Origin of the sequence: Salibacterium salarium (assembly GCF_030813635.1) — a bacterium.
In the GTDB taxonomy this organism is placed as follows: Bacteria; Bacillota; Bacilli; order Bacillales; family Marinococcaceae; genus Salibacterium; species Salibacterium salarium.
In genome coordinates, this window is sequence record NZ_JAUSUM010000001.1 from 650096 (window position 1) to 669929 (window position 19834).

The 19834-nt window shown below is 39.2% G+C and carries 22 protein-coding genes; 19 read left to right on the top strand and 3 right to left on the bottom strand.

Annotated elements, in window-relative coordinates:
* Nucleotides 1-124: 124 nt before the first annotated feature.
* Complete coding sequence (locus J2S78_RS03030) at nt 125-1120, bottom strand: LCP family protein (RefSeq protein WP_306896128.1); 996 nt, start codon at nt 1118-1120, stop codon at nt 125-127.
* A gap of 246 nt (nt 1121-1366) precedes the next feature.
* On the bottom strand, nt 1367-2008 hold the full coding sequence (locus tag J2S78_RS03035; RefSeq protein ID WP_306896130.1) for a YigZ family protein: 642 nt from the start codon (nt 2006-2008) through the stop codon (nt 1367-1369).
* A gap of 237 nt (nt 2009-2245) precedes the next feature.
* Here J2S78_RS03035 and J2S78_RS03040 point away from each other — a divergent pair, with 237 nt between their 5' ends.
* The 14 genes from J2S78_RS03040 to J2S78_RS03105 all read left to right on the top strand — a co-directional run bounded on the left by J2S78_RS03040 (nt 2246) and on the right by J2S78_RS03105 (nt 13944).
* Nucleotides 2246-3382: a sensor histidine kinase gene (locus J2S78_RS03040; RefSeq protein WP_306896133.1), complete on the top strand. Its 1137-nt coding sequence runs from the start codon at nt 2246-2248 to the stop codon at nt 3380-3382.
* A 68-nt stretch (nt 3383-3450) separates the two neighbouring features.
* Nucleotides 3451-4170 carry a response regulator gene (locus J2S78_RS03045; protein ID WP_306896135.1) on the top strand — a complete coding sequence of 240 codons (720 nt, stop codon included), beginning with the start codon at nt 3451-3453 and terminating at the stop codon, nt 4168-4170.
* 86 nt (nt 4171-4256) lie between these two features.
* Complete coding sequence (locus tag J2S78_RS03050) at nt 4257-5102, top strand: DegV family protein (RefSeq protein ID WP_306896137.1); 846 nt, start codon at nt 4257-4259, stop codon at nt 5100-5102.
* 464 nt (nt 5103-5566) lie between these two features.
* A complete protein-coding gene (locus tag J2S78_RS03055) occupies nt 5567-7084 on the top strand; it encodes an ATP-dependent helicase ComFA (protein ID WP_306896139.1) in 1518 nt (505 codons plus the stop codon).
* 8 nt (nt 7085-7092) lie between these two features.
* A complete protein-coding gene (locus J2S78_RS03060) occupies nt 7093-7800 on the top strand; it encodes a ComFC family protein (RefSeq protein ID WP_306896140.1) in 708 nt (235 codons plus the stop codon).
* A 21-nt stretch (nt 7801-7821) separates the two neighbouring features.
* Nucleotides 7822-8247, top strand: coding sequence for a TIGR03826 family flagellar region protein (locus J2S78_RS03065; protein WP_306896142.1), 426 nt, complete (start codon nt 7822-7824; stop codon nt 8245-8247).
* A 109-nt stretch (nt 8248-8356) separates the two neighbouring features.
* Nucleotides 8357-8623: a flagellar biosynthesis anti-sigma factor FlgM gene (gene flgM, locus J2S78_RS03070; RefSeq protein WP_306896144.1), complete on the top strand. Its 267-nt coding sequence runs from the start codon at nt 8357-8359 to the stop codon at nt 8621-8623.
* Between the two features lie 82 nt (nt 8624-8705).
* Nucleotides 8706-9200, top strand: coding sequence for a flagellar protein FlgN (locus J2S78_RS03075; protein ID WP_306896146.1), 495 nt, complete (start codon nt 8706-8708; stop codon nt 9198-9200).
* Nucleotides 9201-9229: 29 nt separating this feature from the next.
* Nucleotides 9230-10750 (top strand): flagellar hook-associated protein FlgK, encoded by a 1521-nt coding sequence (gene flgK, locus J2S78_RS03080; protein ID WP_306896148.1) that lies wholly within the window; start codon nt 9230-9232, stop codon nt 10748-10750.
* Between the two features lie 27 nt (nt 10751-10777).
* Nucleotides 10778-11659, top strand: coding sequence for a flagellar hook-associated protein FlgL (gene flgL / locus J2S78_RS03085; RefSeq protein WP_306896150.1), 882 nt, complete (start codon nt 10778-10780; stop codon nt 11657-11659).
* 29 nt (nt 11660-11688) lie between these two features.
* Nucleotides 11689-12279: a DUF6470 family protein gene (locus J2S78_RS03090; RefSeq protein ID WP_306896152.1), complete on the top strand. Its 591-nt coding sequence runs from the start codon at nt 11689-11691 to the stop codon at nt 12277-12279.
* Nucleotides 12280-12303: 24 nt separating this feature from the next.
* Complete coding sequence (fliW, locus tag J2S78_RS03095) at nt 12304-12765, top strand: flagellar assembly protein FliW (protein WP_306896154.1); 462 nt, start codon at nt 12304-12306, stop codon at nt 12763-12765.
* Entirely contained in the window at nt 12765-12998 is a 234-nt protein-coding gene (csrA, locus tag J2S78_RS03100) for a carbon storage regulator CsrA (protein ID WP_125553449.1), read from the top strand. Before fliW ends, csrA begins: the two co-directional genes overlap by 1 nt.
* 241 nt (nt 12999-13239) lie before the next feature.
* Entirely contained in the window at nt 13240-13944 is a 705-nt protein-coding gene (locus J2S78_RS03105; protein WP_306896157.1) for a response regulator transcription factor, read from the top strand.
* Nucleotides 13945-13989: 45 nt separating this feature from the next.
* Here the strand turns inward: J2S78_RS03105 and J2S78_RS03110 are convergent, their stop codons facing one another.
* Nucleotides 13990-14478, bottom strand: a complete 489-nt coding sequence (locus tag J2S78_RS03110) for a competence protein ComK (protein WP_306896159.1) — start codon at nt 14476-14478, stop codon at nt 13990-13992.
* Nucleotides 14479-14806: 328 nt separating this feature from the next.
* On the opposite strand from J2S78_RS03110, the gene J2S78_RS03115 reads away from it, so the two are divergent.
* The 5 genes from J2S78_RS03115 (at nt 14807) to J2S78_RS03135 (ending at nt 19820) form a co-directional block, all read left to right on the top strand.
* The gene (locus J2S78_RS03115; RefSeq protein ID WP_306896161.1) at nt 14807-15637 is read left to right on the top strand and encodes a flagellin N-terminal helical domain-containing protein; all 831 of its coding nucleotides are present in this window, start codon (nt 14807-14809) and stop codon (nt 15635-15637) included.
* Nucleotides 15638-15741: 104 nt separating this feature from the next.
* Nucleotides 15742-16089, top strand: coding sequence for a DUF8042 domain-containing protein (locus tag J2S78_RS03120; RefSeq protein ID WP_306896163.1), 348 nt, complete (start codon nt 15742-15744; stop codon nt 16087-16089).
* A gap of 16 nt (nt 16090-16105) precedes the next feature.
* Nucleotides 16106-17971, top strand: a complete 1866-nt coding sequence (locus J2S78_RS03125; protein WP_306896166.1) for a motility associated factor glycosyltransferase family protein — start codon at nt 16106-16108, stop codon at nt 17969-17971.
* A gap of 7 nt (nt 17972-17978) precedes the next feature.
* Nucleotides 17979-18941: a UDP-N-acetylglucosamine 4,6-dehydratase (inverting) gene (gene pseB / locus J2S78_RS03130; RefSeq protein ID WP_306896168.1), complete on the top strand. Its 963-nt coding sequence runs from the start codon at nt 17979-17981 to the stop codon at nt 18939-18941.
* Nucleotides 18942-18956: 15 nt separating this feature from the next.
* The gene (locus J2S78_RS03135) at nt 18957-19820 is read left to right on the top strand and encodes a class I SAM-dependent methyltransferase (protein ID WP_306896170.1); all 864 of its coding nucleotides are present in this window, start codon (nt 18957-18959) and stop codon (nt 19818-19820) included.
* The last annotated feature ends 14 nt before the right edge of the window (nt 19821-19834 follow it).

The window sequence follows — 19834 nt, forward strand, 5'->3', positions numbered from 1 at the left end:
GAAACGGGGTGGTGTGTCCCGTAATTAGACAAAATGGGAGCGAAACTTAATCAAACGGTCCCGAAAACCACACCCACTGTCCCGAAACCAGCACACGCCCATTCAAAAAAAGCAGAACCCCCTTTTACGGAGATTCTGCAGTTTCATTATCGTCTAATTCTAAGTGATTACGTAACTCTTGTGACACCTCATCGGTTACAGCAGGATCAAGTTGGTAATAATAAATATCATCATAATAGACATCAGATCCTTGTAACTGTAATTGATCAATGTTGTCAACGGAGCCGATATAGTTATGGAATGAAACAAGATTACCGACCGTTAAATTCATGGACATATGATCACCGACACTGTCTAACACATCATCATAATTATGAACCGAAGAAATCGAAGCTCCGCGTTCAATAAGAGCAGAAACAATCTCTTCCTGACGGTCACCGCGGCCGATATCGCCGCGAGGATCCTGTTTTCTCATTCTAGCATAAGCCAAAGCTTCTTCCCCGTCGAGCATTTGTGTTCCCTCTTCAAGAGCAATTGCATTGTCATTTCCTTCGCTGTCTTGTTCGGTGAAGGAGAAAGGAACCTCGACTTCAATGCCGTTAAGAGCGTTTATAATTTCAATAAAGGCTTCAAAATTCAATTTCACGTAATAATCCACCGGAACATCCAGCATATTTTCTACCGTTTGAACTGCTAAATCCGTTCCGCCAAATGCGTGAGCGTGTGTGATTTTGTCTTCACCGTGACCAGGGATGCTAACTAAAGAGTCCCTTGGAATACTCGTCATTTTCACCGATGAATCTTCTTTATTAAAAGTGGCGAGAATCATAGCATCCGTACGACCTTCGAGTTCGCCATCGCGATCATCGACTCCCAAAAATAAAACAGAAATATTGTCTTGCTGTGGATCAACGGCGGCTTCTCGTTTTTCTGATTTTTCGCCGCGATCGAGAGAATCTTGTGTATCAGCTGCTACTGTTGTGAATTTCCAGAAAAAATACCCGACCAATGTGCCTAAAACGACAAAGGAAATCAATCCTAATATCATAAATATCTTTAAGACACGACGAGTTCTCGTTTTTCGGCGTCGTATTCTTGTGCGAGGTGCATTATCAGCCATAATATTCTCCTTGTTTCATAAAATTAAGCTGCTTATTCATTCTCAATCATTTTACATAAGCAGAAGGCATACGTAAATGTATTTTATCATAGAAACCTAACAAAGCTGTGACATTATTGTCCCATTCTCTTAGACGTGCATAGCTTTCAGAACGTTACAAAAAAATACAACATTCCCGAAGAAATAAATATTTCCCCGGAAATATTGTATAAAACCCGTCTAGTTCTACAATTTTTGCGAGAGGGATTATTTTTCTGTGACGTCTTCTTCAAGATATACTTCTTCTTTTTCTTCTATGATTCCTTGACCATTTGTAATATTAGTTACCCAATCGGTAAAAGACGTCACGTTATCAATCGGAACATATACTAAAAAACAAACGGACTCTTCGTACAGGACATCCTTTAATAAATAGGACGACTGTCTAATTTCATTTTCCATTTTACCAAGCCACGTATAATCTAAAGTGATGCCAATGACATTCATGAGCTGACGGTTTACGACACCTACCGCGTTGATTCCTTCTGTCACAGAAGATCCGTAAGCGCGAATTAATCCACCGGCTCCGAGTTTTATACCTCCGAAATAACGGGTGACTACAACACAAGTATCTTTTAAATGCCTTTTTTTTAACACTTCGAGCATAGGTACGCCGGCTGTTCTTGAAGGTTCCCCGTCATCGTTCGCTTTTTGGATGTTATCTTGTTCACCAATCATGTAAGCTGAACAATTGTGAGTCGCGCTCGAATGCTCTTTTTTTACAGCTTGAATAAATTCTTGTGCTTCATTCTCGGTTGTAACACGTTTGACATGTGCAATGAAACGGGACTTATTGATGGTTATTTCGTTTGTTCCAGTGGATTTTACGGTGTAATATGAAGAAAGCATGACGATGTAACTCCTCCTGATGATGTAATTATAGTATAATAATATTGTAAAACTTGAAAAGGGCTAGACATGATATCCTGTAGTAGGAAGTTTAAAACCTACATATTTTCGTGAAATATGTAATTGTTTGATTTTTTAATGGTTTTATCAATAGGTCCTTAAGAGTGTGCTAAAATAATCATAACGAATCGAGGCAGTCTGTCAAATAAACGATTCAGAAAAAGCGTGGTGACACACTTGTCAACAAAGCACTCCTTAGACGAAATAATTAACACAATGTTGAGTACCGTAGGAGATAGCAAAGAACAAATTTTTGACATCAGCGAACGATCAAGGCGAGAATATGAATCCTTACAACAAGAATTAGAAGATATTCGTGAAAAAGTAGCGACAATCATTGATAAATCAGAAAATATGGATATGCAGGCAAGGTTTGCTAGAAATCGTCTTGCAGAAGTAAGCCGTCATTTTCACAATTACAGTGATGAAGAAGTGAAAAAGGCATATGAACACGCGAATGAATTACAAGTAGAGCTTGCAGTTCTCCAACAAGAAGAGAAACAGCTCCGCGAACGCAGAGATAATGTGGAAAGGCGACTGCTACAGTTAGAAGGAACGATTGAACGGGCTGAAGCACTTGTCAGCCAAGTATCGGTCGTGTACAATTTCTTAGCCGGCGATTTAAAACAAGTTGGAGAAATGATGGAAGAAGCCAGAGAAAAACAACAATTTGGCTTAAAAATAATAGAAGCACAAGAAAAAGAAAGAAAACGGGTGGCGCGTGAAATTCATGACGGACCCGCACAAATGATAGCGAATGTGATGCTTCGTTCAGAACTTGTAGAACGAGTTCACAACGAAAAAGGAATGGACAAGGCCCTCGAAGAAATTCAAGACTTACGAACGATGATCCGTGATAGTTTAGCGGAAGTCAGACGTATTATTTATGATTTAAGACCAATGGCACTCGATGATCTCGGTCTCATTCCAACCTTGAACAAGTATTTGAAAAACGTCGAAGAACAGACAAATATGGTGATTAGATTCACTCATATGGGAAAAGATCTTCGTTTACCGGCGAACTTAGAGGTCGGACTTTTTCGACTTGTTCAAGAAGCAGTACAAAATGCTTATAAACACGCGGATCCTACCGAGGTTCAAGTGAAAATCGAGATGAAACGTTCTCATGTTTCTATCGTCATAAAGGATGATGGAAAAGGGTTCGATACAACAGAAACCAAGGAAGATTCCTTTGGTTTAATGGGAATGAGAGAAAGGATCAACGCATTAGAAGGAGAGTTAACGATTGACTCTGCTCCACAAAAAGGAACAGTGGTCATGATTCAAGTAGCTATCGATGAACCCGCCGAATAAAAAATGATTCAATGATGAACGTATGAGTGAAAAATTTATAAGAAAACGTAATCGAAAGGATGAACGACATGCAAGAACAAATGAACGAAACGATAAGCCTACTTCTCATAGATGATCATCAGCTGTTTAGAGAAGGTGTCAAACGTATTCTTGATATGGAAGCGAATTTTGAAGTAGTGGCAGAAGGAGACGACGGGGATGAAGCGATTACGCTTGTCGAAGAAAATGATCCTGATGTCGTATTAATGGATGTTAATATGCCTGGGACTAATGGGGTAGAGGCGACAAGAGATTTAATAGCAAAACATCCGGATGTGAAAGTGCTTATTCTTTCTATCCACGACGATGAATCCTATGTCACGCACGTTTTGAAAACGGGAGCTGCAGGATATTTATTAAAAGAAATGGATGCGGATGCGCTAATCGAAGCTGTGAAAGTAGTAGGGCGAGGTGGGGCTTATATTCACCCGAAAGTCACTCACAATTTAATTAATGAATACCGCCGGTTAGCGGATGGAGATGAAGGCATGGTTGATTCATCTGATGGAGAGATTGGCTATAAAGAAGTAGAATACAGAAAGCCGCTTCATATCCTGACACGCCGTGAGTGCGAAGTCCTGCAATTGATGACGGATGGCTACAGTAACCGCATGATTGGGGAATATTTGTATATTAGTGAAAAGACGGTAAAAAACCACGTCAGCAATATTTTGCAAAAAATGAATGTAAATGACCGCACTCAAGCTGTTGTCGAATCAATCAAAAAAGGCTGGGTTAAAGTGAGATGAAACATCTCATCTTTTCCTTGCGGTAATATAGACAAGTTCGTAAAATAGAGTCAAACGACAAATGGTGTTGAAAAGAGGTTACGTCTATGTCGAATATTGCGATTGTTACCGACAGTACAGCCTATTTGCCGTCTGATCAAATAGAGCAGTCTGGTATTACCGTTGTGCCGCTAACTGTTAGTTTCGGTGATACGTCCTATCAAGAAGAAATTGATATGTCTACCGCTTCTTTTTATGAAAAGCTGAAAGAGGTAAATGATTTTCCTACGACCTCTCAGCCATCTATCGGACGTTTTATGGAAGTGTTTGAAGAACTTAGTCAAAAATATGAATCGATTATTACTATCCATCTTTCAAGCGGTATAAGCGGAACATACCAAACAGCAATAACTGCAGGGAAAGAAGTGGATGGCGTTCAAGTGTATGCGTTTGATTCAGAAATAAGCTGTGCCCCGCAAGGATACTATGCGTTAGAAGCCGCCAAAATGGCTCATGAAGGCGAAACGGTCGACACTATTTTAAATCGGCTAGAAGAGATGAAACGTCATACTCGCGCCTACTTTATTGTAGATGATCTTAATCATCTGCATCGTGGCGGGCGTTTGAATGGGGCACAGGCTCTTGTCGGGAGTCTTTTGCAAATAAAGCCGATTCTTCACTTTGAAGACAAATTAATTGTCCCATTTGAGAAAGTCCGGACGAGTAAGAAAGCATGGAATCGCGTATTTGAATTATTTGAAGAAGATGCCGGAACAGGTGCTTCGATTCGAGCTACCGTCATTCATGCGAATCGCCCCGAACAGGCGGAGAATATAAGAAATAAGCTGGCTGATACATATCCCAATGCCGACATTGATATCGGTTATTTTGGACCGGTCATCGGGACACATTTAGGTGAAGGAGGCCTTGGTATTGGCTGGTGCAAGTTTTAGGCTGGGACAAAAGTGTTTTATTCATAAGGAAATTTCGAACGATTCTCTTGAATCCATTTGGATTTTTTGATTTTTGATTGTTATCCGGACTCCGTCAAAATATCACTCTTGTTAGCGGATCAGATCAACGAAGAGCGGCACCCTGTATCAACGTCGATCTGACCCACATCCTGTGGAATCTAATCTCGCGCTATTAGGGCTAATGAAAAAGTCTGAATTTCAATTGTTTCATGCATAATAAGACGGTTCTTCCTATATCATGACGGGAGGTGAGACCGGAGCTGGCGAGACTCCTGCGGGAAAGCATGAGTTGAAGACCCCGGAGAAAGAGCCGATAGGCGCTTTCGAGGAGGCTGAGGCCATGCCTGCGGAAAGCGAGCCCGCGCAGGGACCACCGTGTCCTATTTATTCGAAAATAAAATCAGTATAAATAAACAGAAAACAACATAATGAGGAGCGATGGAGTGAATTACTGTCATGTCCGATTAAAGTCTGACGTACGATGTCTTCCAGAAGCGCTTGTCGAAAACGATGCAGACATACTGGCTGGACCAGATGTCATTAGTCGATTGCCCGCATTACCTACTCCTTCTCACGTTATCCCCTCCGTATCTATCCCTTTTTACGATGATGTACAAGCAACACTATTCGGTAAAGAATTGTTATATGAAGAAATGGAATATTCTTGGGGAATATTAAAGCCTTTTCTTGAAACAGGTCTCATTACATTAAAATCAGGGTTGCTTCCTTACAAAAAAGGATTCTGTTGTCAACGTTGTCATACAACATCAAAGAAGAGTTTCGGTTGTTTCGACTGTTTTCGCTGCCACAAAAAGTGCGTGTACTGTCGTCATTGCATTATGATGGGGCGAATTAGTACGTGCTCTGTGCTATTACGGTGGAATGGGCCAGCGCCGAAGTATCATTACAACGATATCCTCCTGAAATGGGATGGAACATTTTCGAACGGCCAACAAAAGGCAGCCTCAAAAATCATAGAAACGATACTTGAACAAGCTGATATTTTAGTCTGGGCGGTTTGCGGGGCGGGAAAAACAGAAATACTTTTTTCTGGACTCGAACAAGCGCTCCGAATCGGTCAACGAGTCTTAATAACGACCCCTCGAACCGATGTTGTTCTCGAATTACTGCCCCGTTTGAGAAAAGTACTGCCAACTACAAGCATTGCCGGTTTATACGGTGATAGCGAAGAAAAACACAACCCCGCTCAACTAATTATTGCTACAACCCACCAAACGATGCGTTTCACCTCCACTTTTGATACGGTCATTATCGATGAAGTAGACGCCTTTCCTTATACAGCTGATCATTCTCTCACGCAAGCCGTGACAAAAGCCAAGAAGCAACAAGCGGCAACCATCCACCTTACCGCCACTCCTACTCCACTTCTAAAAAAACGTGTCAATGCAAATAGACTTCCCTGTGTTCGAATCCCCCAGCGTTACCACGGTTTCCCCTTACCTGTTCCGCGATTTCAATGGATAGGGTCATGGCAAACACGAATAGAAAACAGAAGCTTGCCTGCAAGTTGTAACAAGTGGAGTCAGGAACATATCGAACAGAACATACCAGCCTTTTTGTTCGTGCCGTCTGTTGCCGTTTTAGAAAAAGTAACAGATCTGTTGAAAGAACAATGGCCTGCAGTAGAAGGGGTCCATAGTGGAGATCAGGAGCGGCTGCAAAAAGTAAATCAGTTCCGAAAAGGCAGTATACCGCTGCTTGTAACGACGACGATATTAGAACGCGGAGTGACAATCCCAGGAGTGGATGTCGCTGTACTCGGAGCAGAATCGGCTATTTTTACGGAAAGCGCGTTAGTCCAAATAGCAGGCAGAGCTGGGCGCAGTAAGGAACAACCAGGGGCAGATGTCGTTTACTTTCATTTTGGAAAAACGAATGGAATGGTAGCCGCCAAGCGCCATATTACAACAATGAACAGAGAATCTAATCAAAAAGGATGAGCAGACGTATGTCTTACTGTCTATATTGTGGAGAAAATACAACCCCTTTGACGAGCTGGACGTCTTTATTTTTACCATCCTCCCCGTCTCTTTGTTCTGAATGTGTTGCGTCACTAGAACGTATTACAGGAAATGTTTGCCCGACATGTAGTCGTCCTCAAACGTCCGCAACCGTTTGCGAAGACTGCTTGCGCTGGGAAAATAGCAGTCAGTGGAGCGGCTTACTTGAACAAAATTATTCTTTGTATATGTATAATGAAAAAATGAAAGACGTTATAGCTCGTTGGAAATATCGCGGCGATGCGGTAATAGGATATGGCTTTCATCAACCAGTTGTTTCCGTTTATAACAAGTATTTTAACGGGTATGTTCCGGTGCCGATTCCGCTCAGCAAAGAACGCGCCGAAGAACGTGGATTTAATCAATCAGAAATGCTGGCGTCGTTTCTTCAACGAGCAAGACCGCCGTCCCCTTCGATAGAACATGCTCTTATCAGGTCGATACATGAAGATAAACAAAGCAAAAAGTCCCGGCAAGAACGAATACATTCCGTCATTCAACCATTTCAATTCAATAAAAAATCTTCAATAAAAGGTAAAAATATTGTATTATTAGACGATATTTACACTACGGGAACGACGTTAAGAAAAGCGGCCGACATACTAAAAAAACACGGTGCTAAGAAAATATGTTCAATCACTCTAATAAGAGGGTAAAGAAAGGTAGTTGGAATCATCATGCAAAACTTAGAAAATTGCCCACGTTGCGGAGACTTATTTGTAAAATCATTACGCGCTGTTTGTAATAAATGCCATAAAGAGGTAGAAGATAAATTCCAAACAGTCTATTCATTTATTAAAAAAAGAGAAAATCGTCAAGCGACTATGTCGGAAGTCATAGAAGGAACCGGTGTGTCTTACGAGGATATCACCCATTTTATTAAAGAAGGGCGCATTCATCTGCGCCAATTCCCGAATCTAGAATACCCGTGTGAATCATGCGGAAAAGGAATACGAGAAGGACGCATTTGCGGAAATTGTAAAGATAATATCGAAGGCGGACTTCAATCGGAAGCACGGGAACAAGAACGGGCGGAACGTGTAAAAGAAGAAGAAAAAAGCCGTTATCAAACGTACCATTCCATGAACAATCGCTTGAAATGAGACATTTGTACCGGTTAAACATCATTGAGTTTATCCGATATAATGGGTGTTACAGCTAATGAAAATACACAATAATAGATAAAAGTTTTTAAAATAGGAGGTGAACGCTGTGAATATCAACCCAATCGGACAGGTCAATAATCCGTACCAAAAGCAGGCTGAATCACAACGTCACGCAAAGTCTGAAACACCCCAACAAGAACAAGACAAAGTAGAAATATCCAACCAAGCCAAACAAATGCAGCAGGATAATGATATTGAGCAATCCCGCCAGGAAAAGATTGATGCGTTAAAAGCCAAAGTCGAATCCGGCGAATATAAAATGGATGCTCAGGAAACAGCACAGAAATTCACTGATTTTTGGATGGGCAAATAATCCAGATATAAGGCTGTTTCTAACGTTCACAAAGGAAACAGCCTAATTCTGCGGAAGATAAGAACAGAAAGCGGGGAAATTTATGTCGATAAAAGCCATATTCGAGTCCATGGCCCTGCTCGTTCAGCAGCATAAAGAATTGAATACCATCTCTGCCCAGAAAACAGAACTGATTAAACAGAATCAGACGAAAGAACTATCTGCACTGCTGAAGGATGAAAGTAAACATATCCGCAGGATGGAACAGACAGAAAAAAAAAGACAGGAAGCAACAACTGCTTATTTACATGATAAAGAAGAGACACAATCAGACGGGACAGTAAGTGTACTGCTTAAGCATATTCCCGAAGACTATCATGACCCGCTGTTGAAACTTCAAGATGCTTTATTGCAGGAAATGACAAGCTTGCGGAAAAAAGAAGCATTGAATCGAACGTTAGTGGAGGATTCTCTGCAATTCGTACAGATGACACTGGATATGATTCAACCTGATCCAGAAGCCATTCATTATACTCACCCAGAAGCAGATGGTACGGACAAACGCGAAGGGTATTCTATTTTTGACTCAAAGGCATAAGACTATTTGATAAATCAGGAGGAAAGAAGATGACTTCAACCTTTCATGGATTAGAAACGGCACGGCGCGGCATGGCCACCCAACAAGCGGCCTTACATACGACCGGGCATAACATTTCCAACGCAAATACAGATGGATACTCGCGCCAACGAGTAAATTTTGCACAAACAGAGCCTTACCCAAATGGAGCAGCAAGAAATGCTCCGCAAATGCCAGGGCAAATTGGTACTGGTGTGGAAGCGGATTTTGTTCAACGTATTCGCTCCGGTTATCTTGATCAGCAGTATCGCGGGGAAAGTTCCCAAGCGAGCTACTACGAAACAAGACATTCTAGTTTAGAAAGAATTGAAGACCTTATGAATGAACCGTCTGATGAAGGACTATCAAGCCAAATGGACGAATTTTATAATGCTCTCCAAGATTTATCGGCAAACCCGGAAGATTCAGGCGCACGCTCTGTTGTCAAAGAACAAGGGGTGTCATTAGCAGATACGTTCAATTATATGGATGATACGTTGAAAGCGAATCGCCAAGACTTACAAAACCAAATCACAACGAACGAAGAAGAAATCAATTCGATTTTGAAAAATATTAATAATGTGAACGAGCAAATCGGAAGGGTCGAACCGAACGGGCAAATGCCGAATGACCATTACGATGAGCGAGACCGATTACTGGATGACCTGTCTGAAAAAGTGAATATAGAAGTGGAAAATCTGGAACCTGAAGGCCTGGCTGAAGATGCAGCCGAAGGAAAAGTGAATGTCTATTTGCTTAATGAAGAAGGAAACCGCATGACAAGCGGTGGAGACGATATAAAACTGATAAACGGGGAAGAATTAGACTATAGACAGCTTGATATCGCATTTGATAATAACGATGAATTCAGCAATAATCCACAGTCAACATTTAACTTGGCAAGTGGTGGAGACCCCGTCAACGTTGATTTAAAAAATTCACCAGGCTCTTTCAGTGCGATGATAGAAGACTATGGAAGAAGTGATAGTCAAGAAGGCACGTATCCAGAAGTTATGCAGCAATTAAATGACCTAGTGAGTAACTTTGCTGATGAATTTAATAGTGTCCATCAAGCTGGACAGGGGTTAAATGAAATAGAAAACGGTACGAATGACAATAATAATTTCTTTGATTTTGATGGGGACAACGCTGCTGGAAGTATTCAAGTTGATAGCGTCATCAGCAACGATCCAGGCAACATTGCTGCATCGCAAAACGGCGATGCTGGTGATGGTTCAAACGCCATCGACTTATCGAATGTGAAAGACGATCATTTTGACGGGGACTATCAATCTATGATTGGTGATCTAGCCGTGGAAACGTCAGAAGTACAACAACAGATGGATAATACCGCCACAATCCGTGATAATGTAAATAGCAGACGCCAAGAAGTAAGCAGTGTATCTTTAGACGAAGAAATGACGAACATGATTCAATTCCAGCATGCGTATAATGCTGCAGCAAGAAACATTACAAATGTGGATGAAATGCTAGACCGGATTATAAATAATATGGGTCTCGTTGGAAGGTAAAAATAAACAGATAGGAAGGTGAACCTTATGCGCGTCACACAATCGATGCTGTCACAAAATTCGCTTCGTCATTTGAATCAAAGCTTCGAAAAAATGGGGAATCTTCAAGACCAATTATCGACGGGAAAGAAAATCACCCGCGCCTCGCAAGACCCTGTTGTTGCGATGAGTGGAATTCGATATCGTACGGAAGCAGGGCAAGTAGAACAATTTCAGCGGAACTCCGGTGAAGTTTATAACTGGATGGATTCCACAGACTCAGCACTTGGTAAGACGACAGACGCAATGCAGCGTATCAGAGAATTAACAACGCAGGCTGCCAATGATACCTATGAAGAAGGGCAGCGGGAAAATATTGCTGAAGAAGTAGCGGAATTAAAAGATCACATTGCGGATATGGCAAATACAAAAATGAACGGGAAATATATCTTTAATGGCACTGATACAACCAATGCGCCAATTGATGACAAAACAAATATAGATGCTTCAGATAATGAGGGAGAAGTAGCCATTGAACTTTTAGACGGGGTAAATATTCCGGTCAACTCAAACCCTACAGAAACATTTAGTCAAGACCTATTTGATGACTTAGAAGGTTTGGAAGAGGATTTAAGAGATCCTGATACTACAGGGGAAGAGTTAAGTGCTGAAATTGAAACAATCGATGGGCATATTGACAGTATTGTTAATGAAAGAGCGGAAGTAGGGGCCCGGTTGAATCGGGTCGAGATGATTGAAAGTCGTCTCAACCAACAAGAGGTTACCGCAGAACGGATTATGTCTGACAATGAAGATGCGGATATGGAGAAAGTCATTACGGAATTGATGAGCCAAGAAAATGTTCACCAGGCAGCTTTATCATCAGGCGCTCGTATTATCCAGCCAACACTAATGGATTTCTTGCGCTAAATATGACATGATAGAAGGGAGGCGGTTCTATGGATTTCCCCATGGTTGAAGTGAATACGACAAAAGCAAAACTGGGAATGACTAGTTCCCGCCCGCCCATACAGATTAATCAACGCGAAGCCGACATTAGCATGGAACAAAAATTCATGGATACAGTCAATATCTCCACAGAAGCAGTTGAGGTGAATATTGACCAATCCGAAGCGTTTGCGGATGCCGGATTAATACCGCCTTTAGAACGCACCAAACAGTTTGCAAGCAAAGCAGAACAGACAGCCTCCGAATTTGTAGCTAAAACAGCGCGAGAAGGCGAACAAATGAAATCGATTGACGAAAATGGAGGCGGAGGAAAAGTCATTGCTTCGATTGCGAAAGAAAACACACGTCTGATTGAATTAGAAACAGAAATGACAACCATCCCGGAAAGCGCAGATAAAGTAAAGTTTGATGTTGATCCTGGAAGCATAACATTTGATGTTGAGAAAGCGCAGTTCAATATGGATGTTCAACCACATGAACCAGAGTTTCAAGTACCGCGCTGGGAAGTACAACACTACATGAGACAAAAACCAAGTATTGAATTCAACGTCGTTGGAGGTCAAGTGGACCGCGCATTATAATTTATATAAAGGTGGGCAACAACTGTGGAATTACAAACGAAACACCTTGGCGTCATGGAAATAGAAAAGGAACAAATATTAACCTTCGAATACGGCCTCCCCGCTTTTGAAGAGGAAACAGCCTTTGTGTTACTTCCTTTCAGCAGCGATGAGGTATTTTTTATTTTACAGTCCGTTCACACTCCTGAGCTTGCGTTTGTTATGACGGACCCTTTCCAATTTTTCGAGGACTACCAGGTGGAAGTGTCCGATAGCGTGATCGAACAGCTGAACATTGAAACCCAAGAAGATGTCGCATTATACACGATATTAACACTTCAAGATCCTTTTTCCAGCACGACAGCTAATCTACAAGCACCAATTATTATTAATATGGCAGAAAAAGCTGGCAAACAAGTGGTGTTAAGTGATTCACCTTATCAAACAAAACACCATATCTTCCCGCAGAATAACAGCGATGATGCACAGCAAAAGGGGGCGCGCTAATGTTAGTATTGACGCGCAAAACCAACCAATCGATTCAAATTGGCGATGATATTGAAGTGAAGATTGTAGCAGTAGATGGCGATCAAGTGAAAATAGGAATCGATGCTCCGCAACATATTGATATTCATAGAAAAGAAATTTACTTAGATATACAAGAAGAAAATAACCAAGCGGTTGGAAAAGATAACCTTTCCATTCTAGAAGCCCTAGCGCAACAAATCAAAAAAAACTAAATGGATACTATCTCCTTTGGTATAGTCTTCTAGTTAAAACGGTACCGGTACAGAAGTTGGAGAAATGTAGTGTGACAAATAGATAAAATGAGTAATATAGGTACTCTCGTTCCTTGTGTCGATGTAGTTTGGCAGATATGATTTACGAAAGAAGAAAAATAACTAGAGCATTCTGAACGGTACATAGAACAGGGAGTGTGGGAAGAACATACTGACACTTTCTCTCCAGGAGGGATACATAATGCCCGCAATCTATCACCATAATAATGACCAAGGAAGCCGATTACCAACCTTGTTCTTGGATTTGGATGGAACCAATCGAGTAAAGGATGCTGGTGAATCCATTGGCAAAAAAGTAGTGGAAGAAGAGAACAGTCAATTGCTGACTCTTTTTGAAAAAGGGCTAAAGAAAGATACAATTTACTATTCGGCCTGCGATAGTGAAACCATTTACGAAAAAATAAATCAACTCCAATCGATGCAAACGTATTTCCGATTGGGTATAAATCTACCTTCGTATGAGTCAGAACTACTCGAACAGTTATTTCGACGGGAAGTGTCCATCATTCTAGCGTCTGATCGAGTAGAGTCTGAATGGTGCAGCCATTTCCAGCGTTCGCAGGAGTTTCTCGTTTACGTGGACCCATGGTTTCAACCGCGCTTGATTGAAAGGTATCAATCGATTCATGACGATTCCGAAGATGATCCGGAGCAGGAATTAAAATTAAATGAAGAAAAAGCACGACTAACATTATCGGATGCAGAAGTACGTGTTTTTGAAAAAATTCTAGAAGGAAAAAGCAACCGAAAAATTGCCGAAGAATGCTTTCTAGCTGTAGCAACGGTCAACAACCATGTCAGCCATTTAACGAGAAAGATGGGAGCAAATGACCGCACCCATACGATAAAACGGGCGATTGAAGAAGGCTGGGTTCACATATTATGAGTTAAACAAGGAAGCGCCTTCATGATAATACATAAGTATAGGAGATTAGTAGTGCCGGTAATGGTCACATATTGATTTACAACGACTTGTCCGAAGAATTTGCTTGTCTAGTCGAGGGTATGACACATGGACGGGTAACTGCTGCCCGTCAAAAAAGATAACTATCCCTTCTCCAGTGTTTTCATCAGCAATTCCTTTACGGACGTGGGAATAAAAAATCCAACAATTATTTGGGTTTCTGTGAGAAAACGTAGGAAAAGCATAAATGTCCTCTGCAACGTTAACAGGAACAGGTCGGCGTCGATGAATTCCAACAACCTCACGTACAAATGCAACTCTACCACTAATGGAAGAGCCTCCTTCAAGACACGCTTCTTCCATAATCTCAAGTGGTGTTTGCCGCGAGAAAATGATTTTCCGATTGGTTTCGTATATCATCGATTTAATGTCTAAATCAAACACAGGAAGTAATGCCAACGTTTTGTTTATCACCTCATACCGATCCCGAATATCTTCTAATAAATTTCTATTCACGACAACGTTCCTCCTCATAATTACCCATATGCTGTCGAATCGGCAATCCACATCTATATATTATATAAGCACAACTAGGGAAAAATAACCAGCACTTTCCTTGCTTTTACCAATCGTGTGCGATTAGGATGGTCAGTTCACTATAAAATCAAACAAATGTATAAAAAAATCTAATGAAAATAGAAAAAAGAACTAAACATAAATCAACCTATGCCGATATTATGTGTGAAAGAGGCTGAACCATCATATGGCGTACGACATATGTACATAGGCTTCAAAAAAATATGGCACAAGGACGTGCCAACACACATTCAAGGAGGAATTTATCGTGATTATTAACAATAATATCACGGCGATGAACGCAAATCGCCAAATGGGAATCAACCAAAACGCGCAACAAAGCAACATGGAAAAACTATCTTCTGGTATGAGAATCAACAAAGCTGGGGATGACGCAGCAGGTCTTTCCATTTCCGAGAAAATGCGCGGACAAATCAACGGTTTGGATCAAGCAAGCCGTAACGCACAAGATGACGTTTCTCTTATTCAAACAGCTGAAGGTGCTATGAGTGAAACGCATTCCATTCTACAACGGATGAGAGAAATTTCTGTACAGTCTGCCAACGATACAAACAGCACAGAAGACCGCGAAGCTCTTCAAAATGAAATGGACCAGTTAATTGAAGAAGTAGATAGAATCTCTGATGACACTCAATTTAACGGGAAAAACCTGATTAACGGTGATGCAACAGGAAGCGGTGCTTTGAACTTCCAGATTGGTGCAAATGAAGGCGAAAGTATCGATCTTGAGATTAATAGCATGAGCGCTTCTGGAGTAGGCATTAGCGGCTTAGCTGGTAGCGGCATCACAAGCGTTTCGGGAGCAGAATCTGCTATTACGACAATAGATAACGCTATACAAGATGTATCTAATGAAAGATCTAAGCTTGGTGCTTATCAGAATCGTTTAGAGCACACAATTAGTAATGTTGATAACGCAGCAGAAAACTTGCAAGCTGCTGAATCTAGAATCCGTGATACAGATATGGCGGAAGAAATGATGGACTTTACGAAGAACAATATTCTTTCTCAGGCTTCTCAATCGATGTTGGCGCAAGCAAACCAACAACCACAATCTGTACTTCAGTTGCTTCAATAATAGGTTCATTGAAAAAGTCTTGGCAAATGCCAAGGCTTTTTTTATTTTCTATTTAAAAGTATTAATATATTCCGATATAATAAATGAATAAGGATGTGAGAAAGATGACAATTATTGAAGAGACGATACAGACTCTAGATGAATTCATTCCAAATGTAATTTCAGCCTCAAGAAATCTTGCAGAAAACTTGAGGAAAGGTGAATCGCTAGATACTTCTGTTCTTTCTAAGTTACTAGAGGCGATACAATGGTGTTTAAGTGCAATAGAAGGCTTGCAAAAAAATAATTCACTGACAGGAATTCCCCTTGCAGCTATAACAGAACCATTAGGGGAACTGGAAGAGGCTTTGGAAAACCAAGACCATATTATGATAGCAGACTTACTAGAATATGAAATAGCAGCTGTATTCGAAGAATGGCTCACAGTGATAAAAAACAACAGAGAGCATTAAATAGAGGTGCTGATATATGAATAATGAAGAGTTGTTAAAAAGGCAAAACGAAATCTTATATAAAAAATACATAACTGCAGTAGAAAACGGTCTAGAACCTTATAAGAGTATCGAAACAAAAAATGGTTATAAGACTATCAAAGTTCCTGCTGGTGATAAAAATCTATTAATACATAGTAAATATGATCCAATAAGAGAGGCCGAAGCTCTTTATAATGAATTTGCTGATCAAATTAAAGAATATGATCAAATCTTTTTTTACGGACTTGGTTTAGGGTATCACGTCGAAAAGTTTTTGAAAGAGCACCCTTCGCTGTCTTACTCGACTTATGAGCCTGACATGAAAGTCTTTATTTCTCATATGGAAGCAAGGTCTTTAACCTATTTATCTTTAGACAGATTAGTTATTGATACAGACAATAATTCACTACAATTATGGTTGAATAGATTTTTAAAAGAATCAAGTAAAAAAACTTTGCTAATTATCTTACCTTCGTATAAACAAGCACTACCAGAATCTGTTGAATTATTCTCTCAGTCTTTTAAAAAGGCATTGAGAAATGTTAAGAATGAATTTATTACAAATAAAAAATTTGAAAATAGATGGCTTATAAATAGTATAAAAAACTATTGTGAACTCCTGAAAACCCCGAATATTTTAACAAATAAATATAAACAAAAGTTTAAAGATAAACCAGTAATTTTAGTTGCGGCTGGACCTTCATTGAATGATGAATTAGATCAATTAATAAAAATAAAAAAAGATGAAACAGCTTACATCTTTGCTGTAGGGTCAGCCAATCGAACTTTGATTAAACATAACATTTTACCGGACGCTGTCTTAAGCTATGACCCCCAAGCACATAATCACAAGGTTTACGAAGAAATTATTACTGAAAACATAAAGGAAGTACCCTTGATTTTTGGGTCTAGTGTTGGCCATGAAACAGTTCAAAAGTTTCCAGGTCAAAAATTACACATGATAACAAGTGCCGATACTGTATCAGCTTACTTTATGAAAAATCAAACAAAAGAGTATGGTATAGTAAATGATTCTCCTACTATTGCTCTTATTACACTTCAAGTTTTGTACTATCTTCAGTGTGATCCTGTGATTCTTGTAGGACAAAACTTGGCTTTTAGAAATAATGAATTCTATTCTAGTGGTGTTAAGTATGAGAAAAGAGGGAGCGAAGTACAAGAACGTGATAAACGGGATGAAATTCTAGTAGAAAGTGTAGAAGGAGAAATGATTCAAACAAACGATTCCTTTGATCGTATGCGACATGCTATAGAACAAATGTTGTTTCACTTTCAGGAACAAGGTAGAACAGTTATAAATACTACCAAGGGTGGAGCAAATATTAGTTACACTGTTTTTCAAGATTTGAACAGTGTTATGACAAATGGGCTAAAAGAACCTGTAGTAGACAAAGAGTGGATTGACATACCTGACTATGAGAACAAATATAGCATTGAATTAGTGGAAGATAAAAGAAGAAGACTACTGCGCAAGAAAGAAGAATGTTATTCCCTTTTACTAGAGATTATTAAAACAATTACTCAAATTTCTACTAATAAAGAACATCGACTTTATCAAAAGATGTACAAAGGTTTTGGGAAATTCGATAAATACATGAAAAAGCTTCAACAAAATGATTATTATCTTTACTTTATTAAGCCCTATTTAAGAGTAGAGTTTCAAAATGTTTTAAGAAATGAATACAAATTGACAGAAGAACAAGATTATCAAAAAAAAGCAGATGCGTTAACTGACACAATCAAACCTTTTATTGAAAGGTGTTTGGAGACAGACGAAATTTTGTCTCCTTATATTGATGAAATGGAAGACCAAATACAACAAGAAACAAAGCAGGTGTAATAATTTTATGGATTTAAAAAATAAAACTGTATTAATAACTGGTGGAACAGGGTCATTTGGTAAAAAATTCATTGAAAAAATTTTAGAAGAACAAGTGAAAAAGATTATTATACTAAGTAGAGACGAACTTAAACAATATGAAATGGCACAGGAATTTAGAGATGAAAGAGTACGTTTTTTTATAGGTGATGTAAGAGATCGGAATCGATTATATAGAGCGTTTGATGGCGTAGATGTAGTGGTACACGCTGCGGCGTTAAAGCATGTGCCAGCATGTGAGTACAATCCTTTTGAAGCGGTGCAAACAAACATTATTGGAGCTCAAAACATAATTGATGCGGCGATTGATAAAGGAGTCCAGCGAATAATAGCCTTAAGTACGGATAAAGCAGCAAATCCAATTAATTTATACGGTGCAACGAAGTTATGTTCTGATAAGTTATTTGTAGCGGCTAATTCATATGTAGGGGAAAAGGACACTAGGTTCTCAGTAGTAAGATATGGAAATGTTGTTGGTAGTAGAGGAAGTGTTATCCCCTTTTTCAAAAAAAGAAGAGAGACAGGGGTCATACCTATTACAGATGAAAGAATGACAAGATTTTGGATCACTTTGGATCAAGGTGTACAGTTTGTTTTAGATAACTTACAAAGGATGCATGGAGGAGAAATATTTATCCCTAAAATACCTAGCATGAAGATAGTGGACTTAGCTGAAGCTATTGCTCCAGAGTGTGAGAAGGAGTTTACAGGAATTCGTCCGGGTGAAAAACTTCATGAGGTAATGATTACTCAAGATGATGCAAGAAATACTTTTGAATACAATGATTATTATGCTATAGAACCTGACCATTTTTGGTGGAAGAAAAAGGAGGAAAGTGAAGGCGAACGTGTCCCTGACAATTTCCATTATAGTAGTGACGTAAACAATAAGTGGATTGAAAAACAGGAATTATTAAATATTATCGATTAATAAGGGGGGGATTACATGAAAGTAACGGAAAATAAATTTGGTTTTTATCAACTAGAAGAAACTTTCTCTGAAGGTTATTTAAAAGACTACTATAATAGGATGTACTATCAAAATAATCAAGCTAACTACGAAAAACACTATTTGAAGAATGAGATTATAAATAAAAAGAATACATTGGAAAGAAAACATTCTATTATAAAAAAATATAATACTAATTATAAATCGTTTATAGATATTGGATGTGGGGAGGGTTGGGCACTAGATTATTTTAATAATAAAGGTTTTAGTGTAACCGGTATTGATTATAGTATTGATGGAATCAACAGGCATAATCCACATTTGGTTGACAGAGTGATTCAAGGTGATTTATTTGAGTGCATCAGTCAACTTAATAATGAAAATATGAAATTTGACATTGTGTGGGCTGATAATGTATTAGAGCATGTTTTGAAGCCGGATTATCTAATTTACTTATTAAAGAATTGTCTCAACCCAAACGGAGTGGTTGTAATTGAAGTACCAAATGATTTTTCTGTAATTCAAGAACATTTATTAGAAAACAACTATATTTCTTCTCCCTACTGGATAAAAGTTCCTGATCATTTATCCTATTTTAACAAAGAAGGTTTAAAAAATTTAATGGAACACTATGGCTTTCAAACAAAAAATATTATATCTGATTTTCCCATAGATTTAAATTTATTCAATTCAAAAACAAATTATATTGAAGAAGAGACAGTAGGGAAGGAGTGCCATCACACTAGGGTTGAAATTGAAAATTTATTACATTCTATCGATTCAGATGGTTTAAATAAAATATATGAAACTCTGTCTGAAATGGGAATAGGAAGAAATATAACTGGTTTTTTCTTTTATTAATGTAGGGAGAGGTA

Bases quoted from the DNA above. Each gene is read 5' to 3' on its own strand.
- csrA (WP_125553449.1), top strand. From the start codon at position 12,765: ATGTTAGTATTGACGCGCAAAACCAACCAATCGATTCAAATTGGCGAT.
- J2S78_RS03075 (WP_306896146.1), top strand. From the start codon at position 8,706: ATGTCGATAAAAGCCATATTCGAGTCCATGGCCCTGCTCGTTCAGCAG.
- J2S78_RS03125 (WP_306896166.1), top strand. From the start codon at position 16,106: ATGAATAATGAAGAGTTGTTAAAAAGGCAAAACGAAATCTTATATAAA.
- J2S78_RS03090 (WP_306896152.1), top strand. From the start codon at position 11,689: ATGGATTTCCCCATGGTTGAAGTGAATACGACAAAAGCAAAACTGGGA.
- J2S78_RS03120 (WP_306896163.1), top strand. From the start codon at position 15,742: ATGACAATTATTGAAGAGACGATACAGACTCTAGATGAATTCATTCCA.
- J2S78_RS03030 (WP_306896128.1), bottom strand. From the start codon at position 1,120: ATGGCTGATAATGCACCTCGCACAAGAATACGACGCCGAAAAACGAGA.
- pseB (WP_306896168.1), top strand. From the start codon at position 17,979: ATGGATTTAAAAAATAAAACTGTATTAATAACTGGTGGAACAGGGTCA.
- J2S78_RS03065 (WP_306896142.1), top strand. From the start codon at position 7,822: ATGCAAAACTTAGAAAATTGCCCACGTTGCGGAGACTTATTTGTAAAA.
- J2S78_RS03035 (WP_306896130.1), bottom strand. From the start codon at position 2,008: ATGCTTTCTTCATATTACACCGTAAAATCCACTGGAACAAACGAAATA.
- J2S78_RS03050 (WP_306896137.1), top strand. From the start codon at position 4,257: ATGTCGAATATTGCGATTGTTACCGACAGTACAGCCTATTTGCCGTCT.
- J2S78_RS03060 (WP_306896140.1), top strand. From the start codon at position 7,093: ATGTCTTACTGTCTATATTGTGGAGAAAATACAACCCCTTTGACGAGC.
- J2S78_RS03135 (WP_306896170.1), top strand. From the start codon at position 18,957: ATGAAAGTAACGGAAAATAAATTTGGTTTTTATCAACTAGAAGAAACT.
- flgK (WP_306896148.1), top strand. From the start codon at position 9,230: ATGACTTCAACCTTTCATGGATTAGAAACGGCACGGCGCGGCATGGCC.
- J2S78_RS03105 (WP_306896157.1), top strand. From the start codon at position 13,240: ATGCCCGCAATCTATCACCATAATAATGACCAAGGAAGCCGATTACCA.
- J2S78_RS03045 (WP_306896135.1), top strand. From the start codon at position 3,451: ATGCAAGAACAAATGAACGAAACGATAAGCCTACTTCTCATAGATGAT.
- flgL (WP_306896150.1), top strand. From the start codon at position 10,778: ATGCGCGTCACACAATCGATGCTGTCACAAAATTCGCTTCGTCATTTG.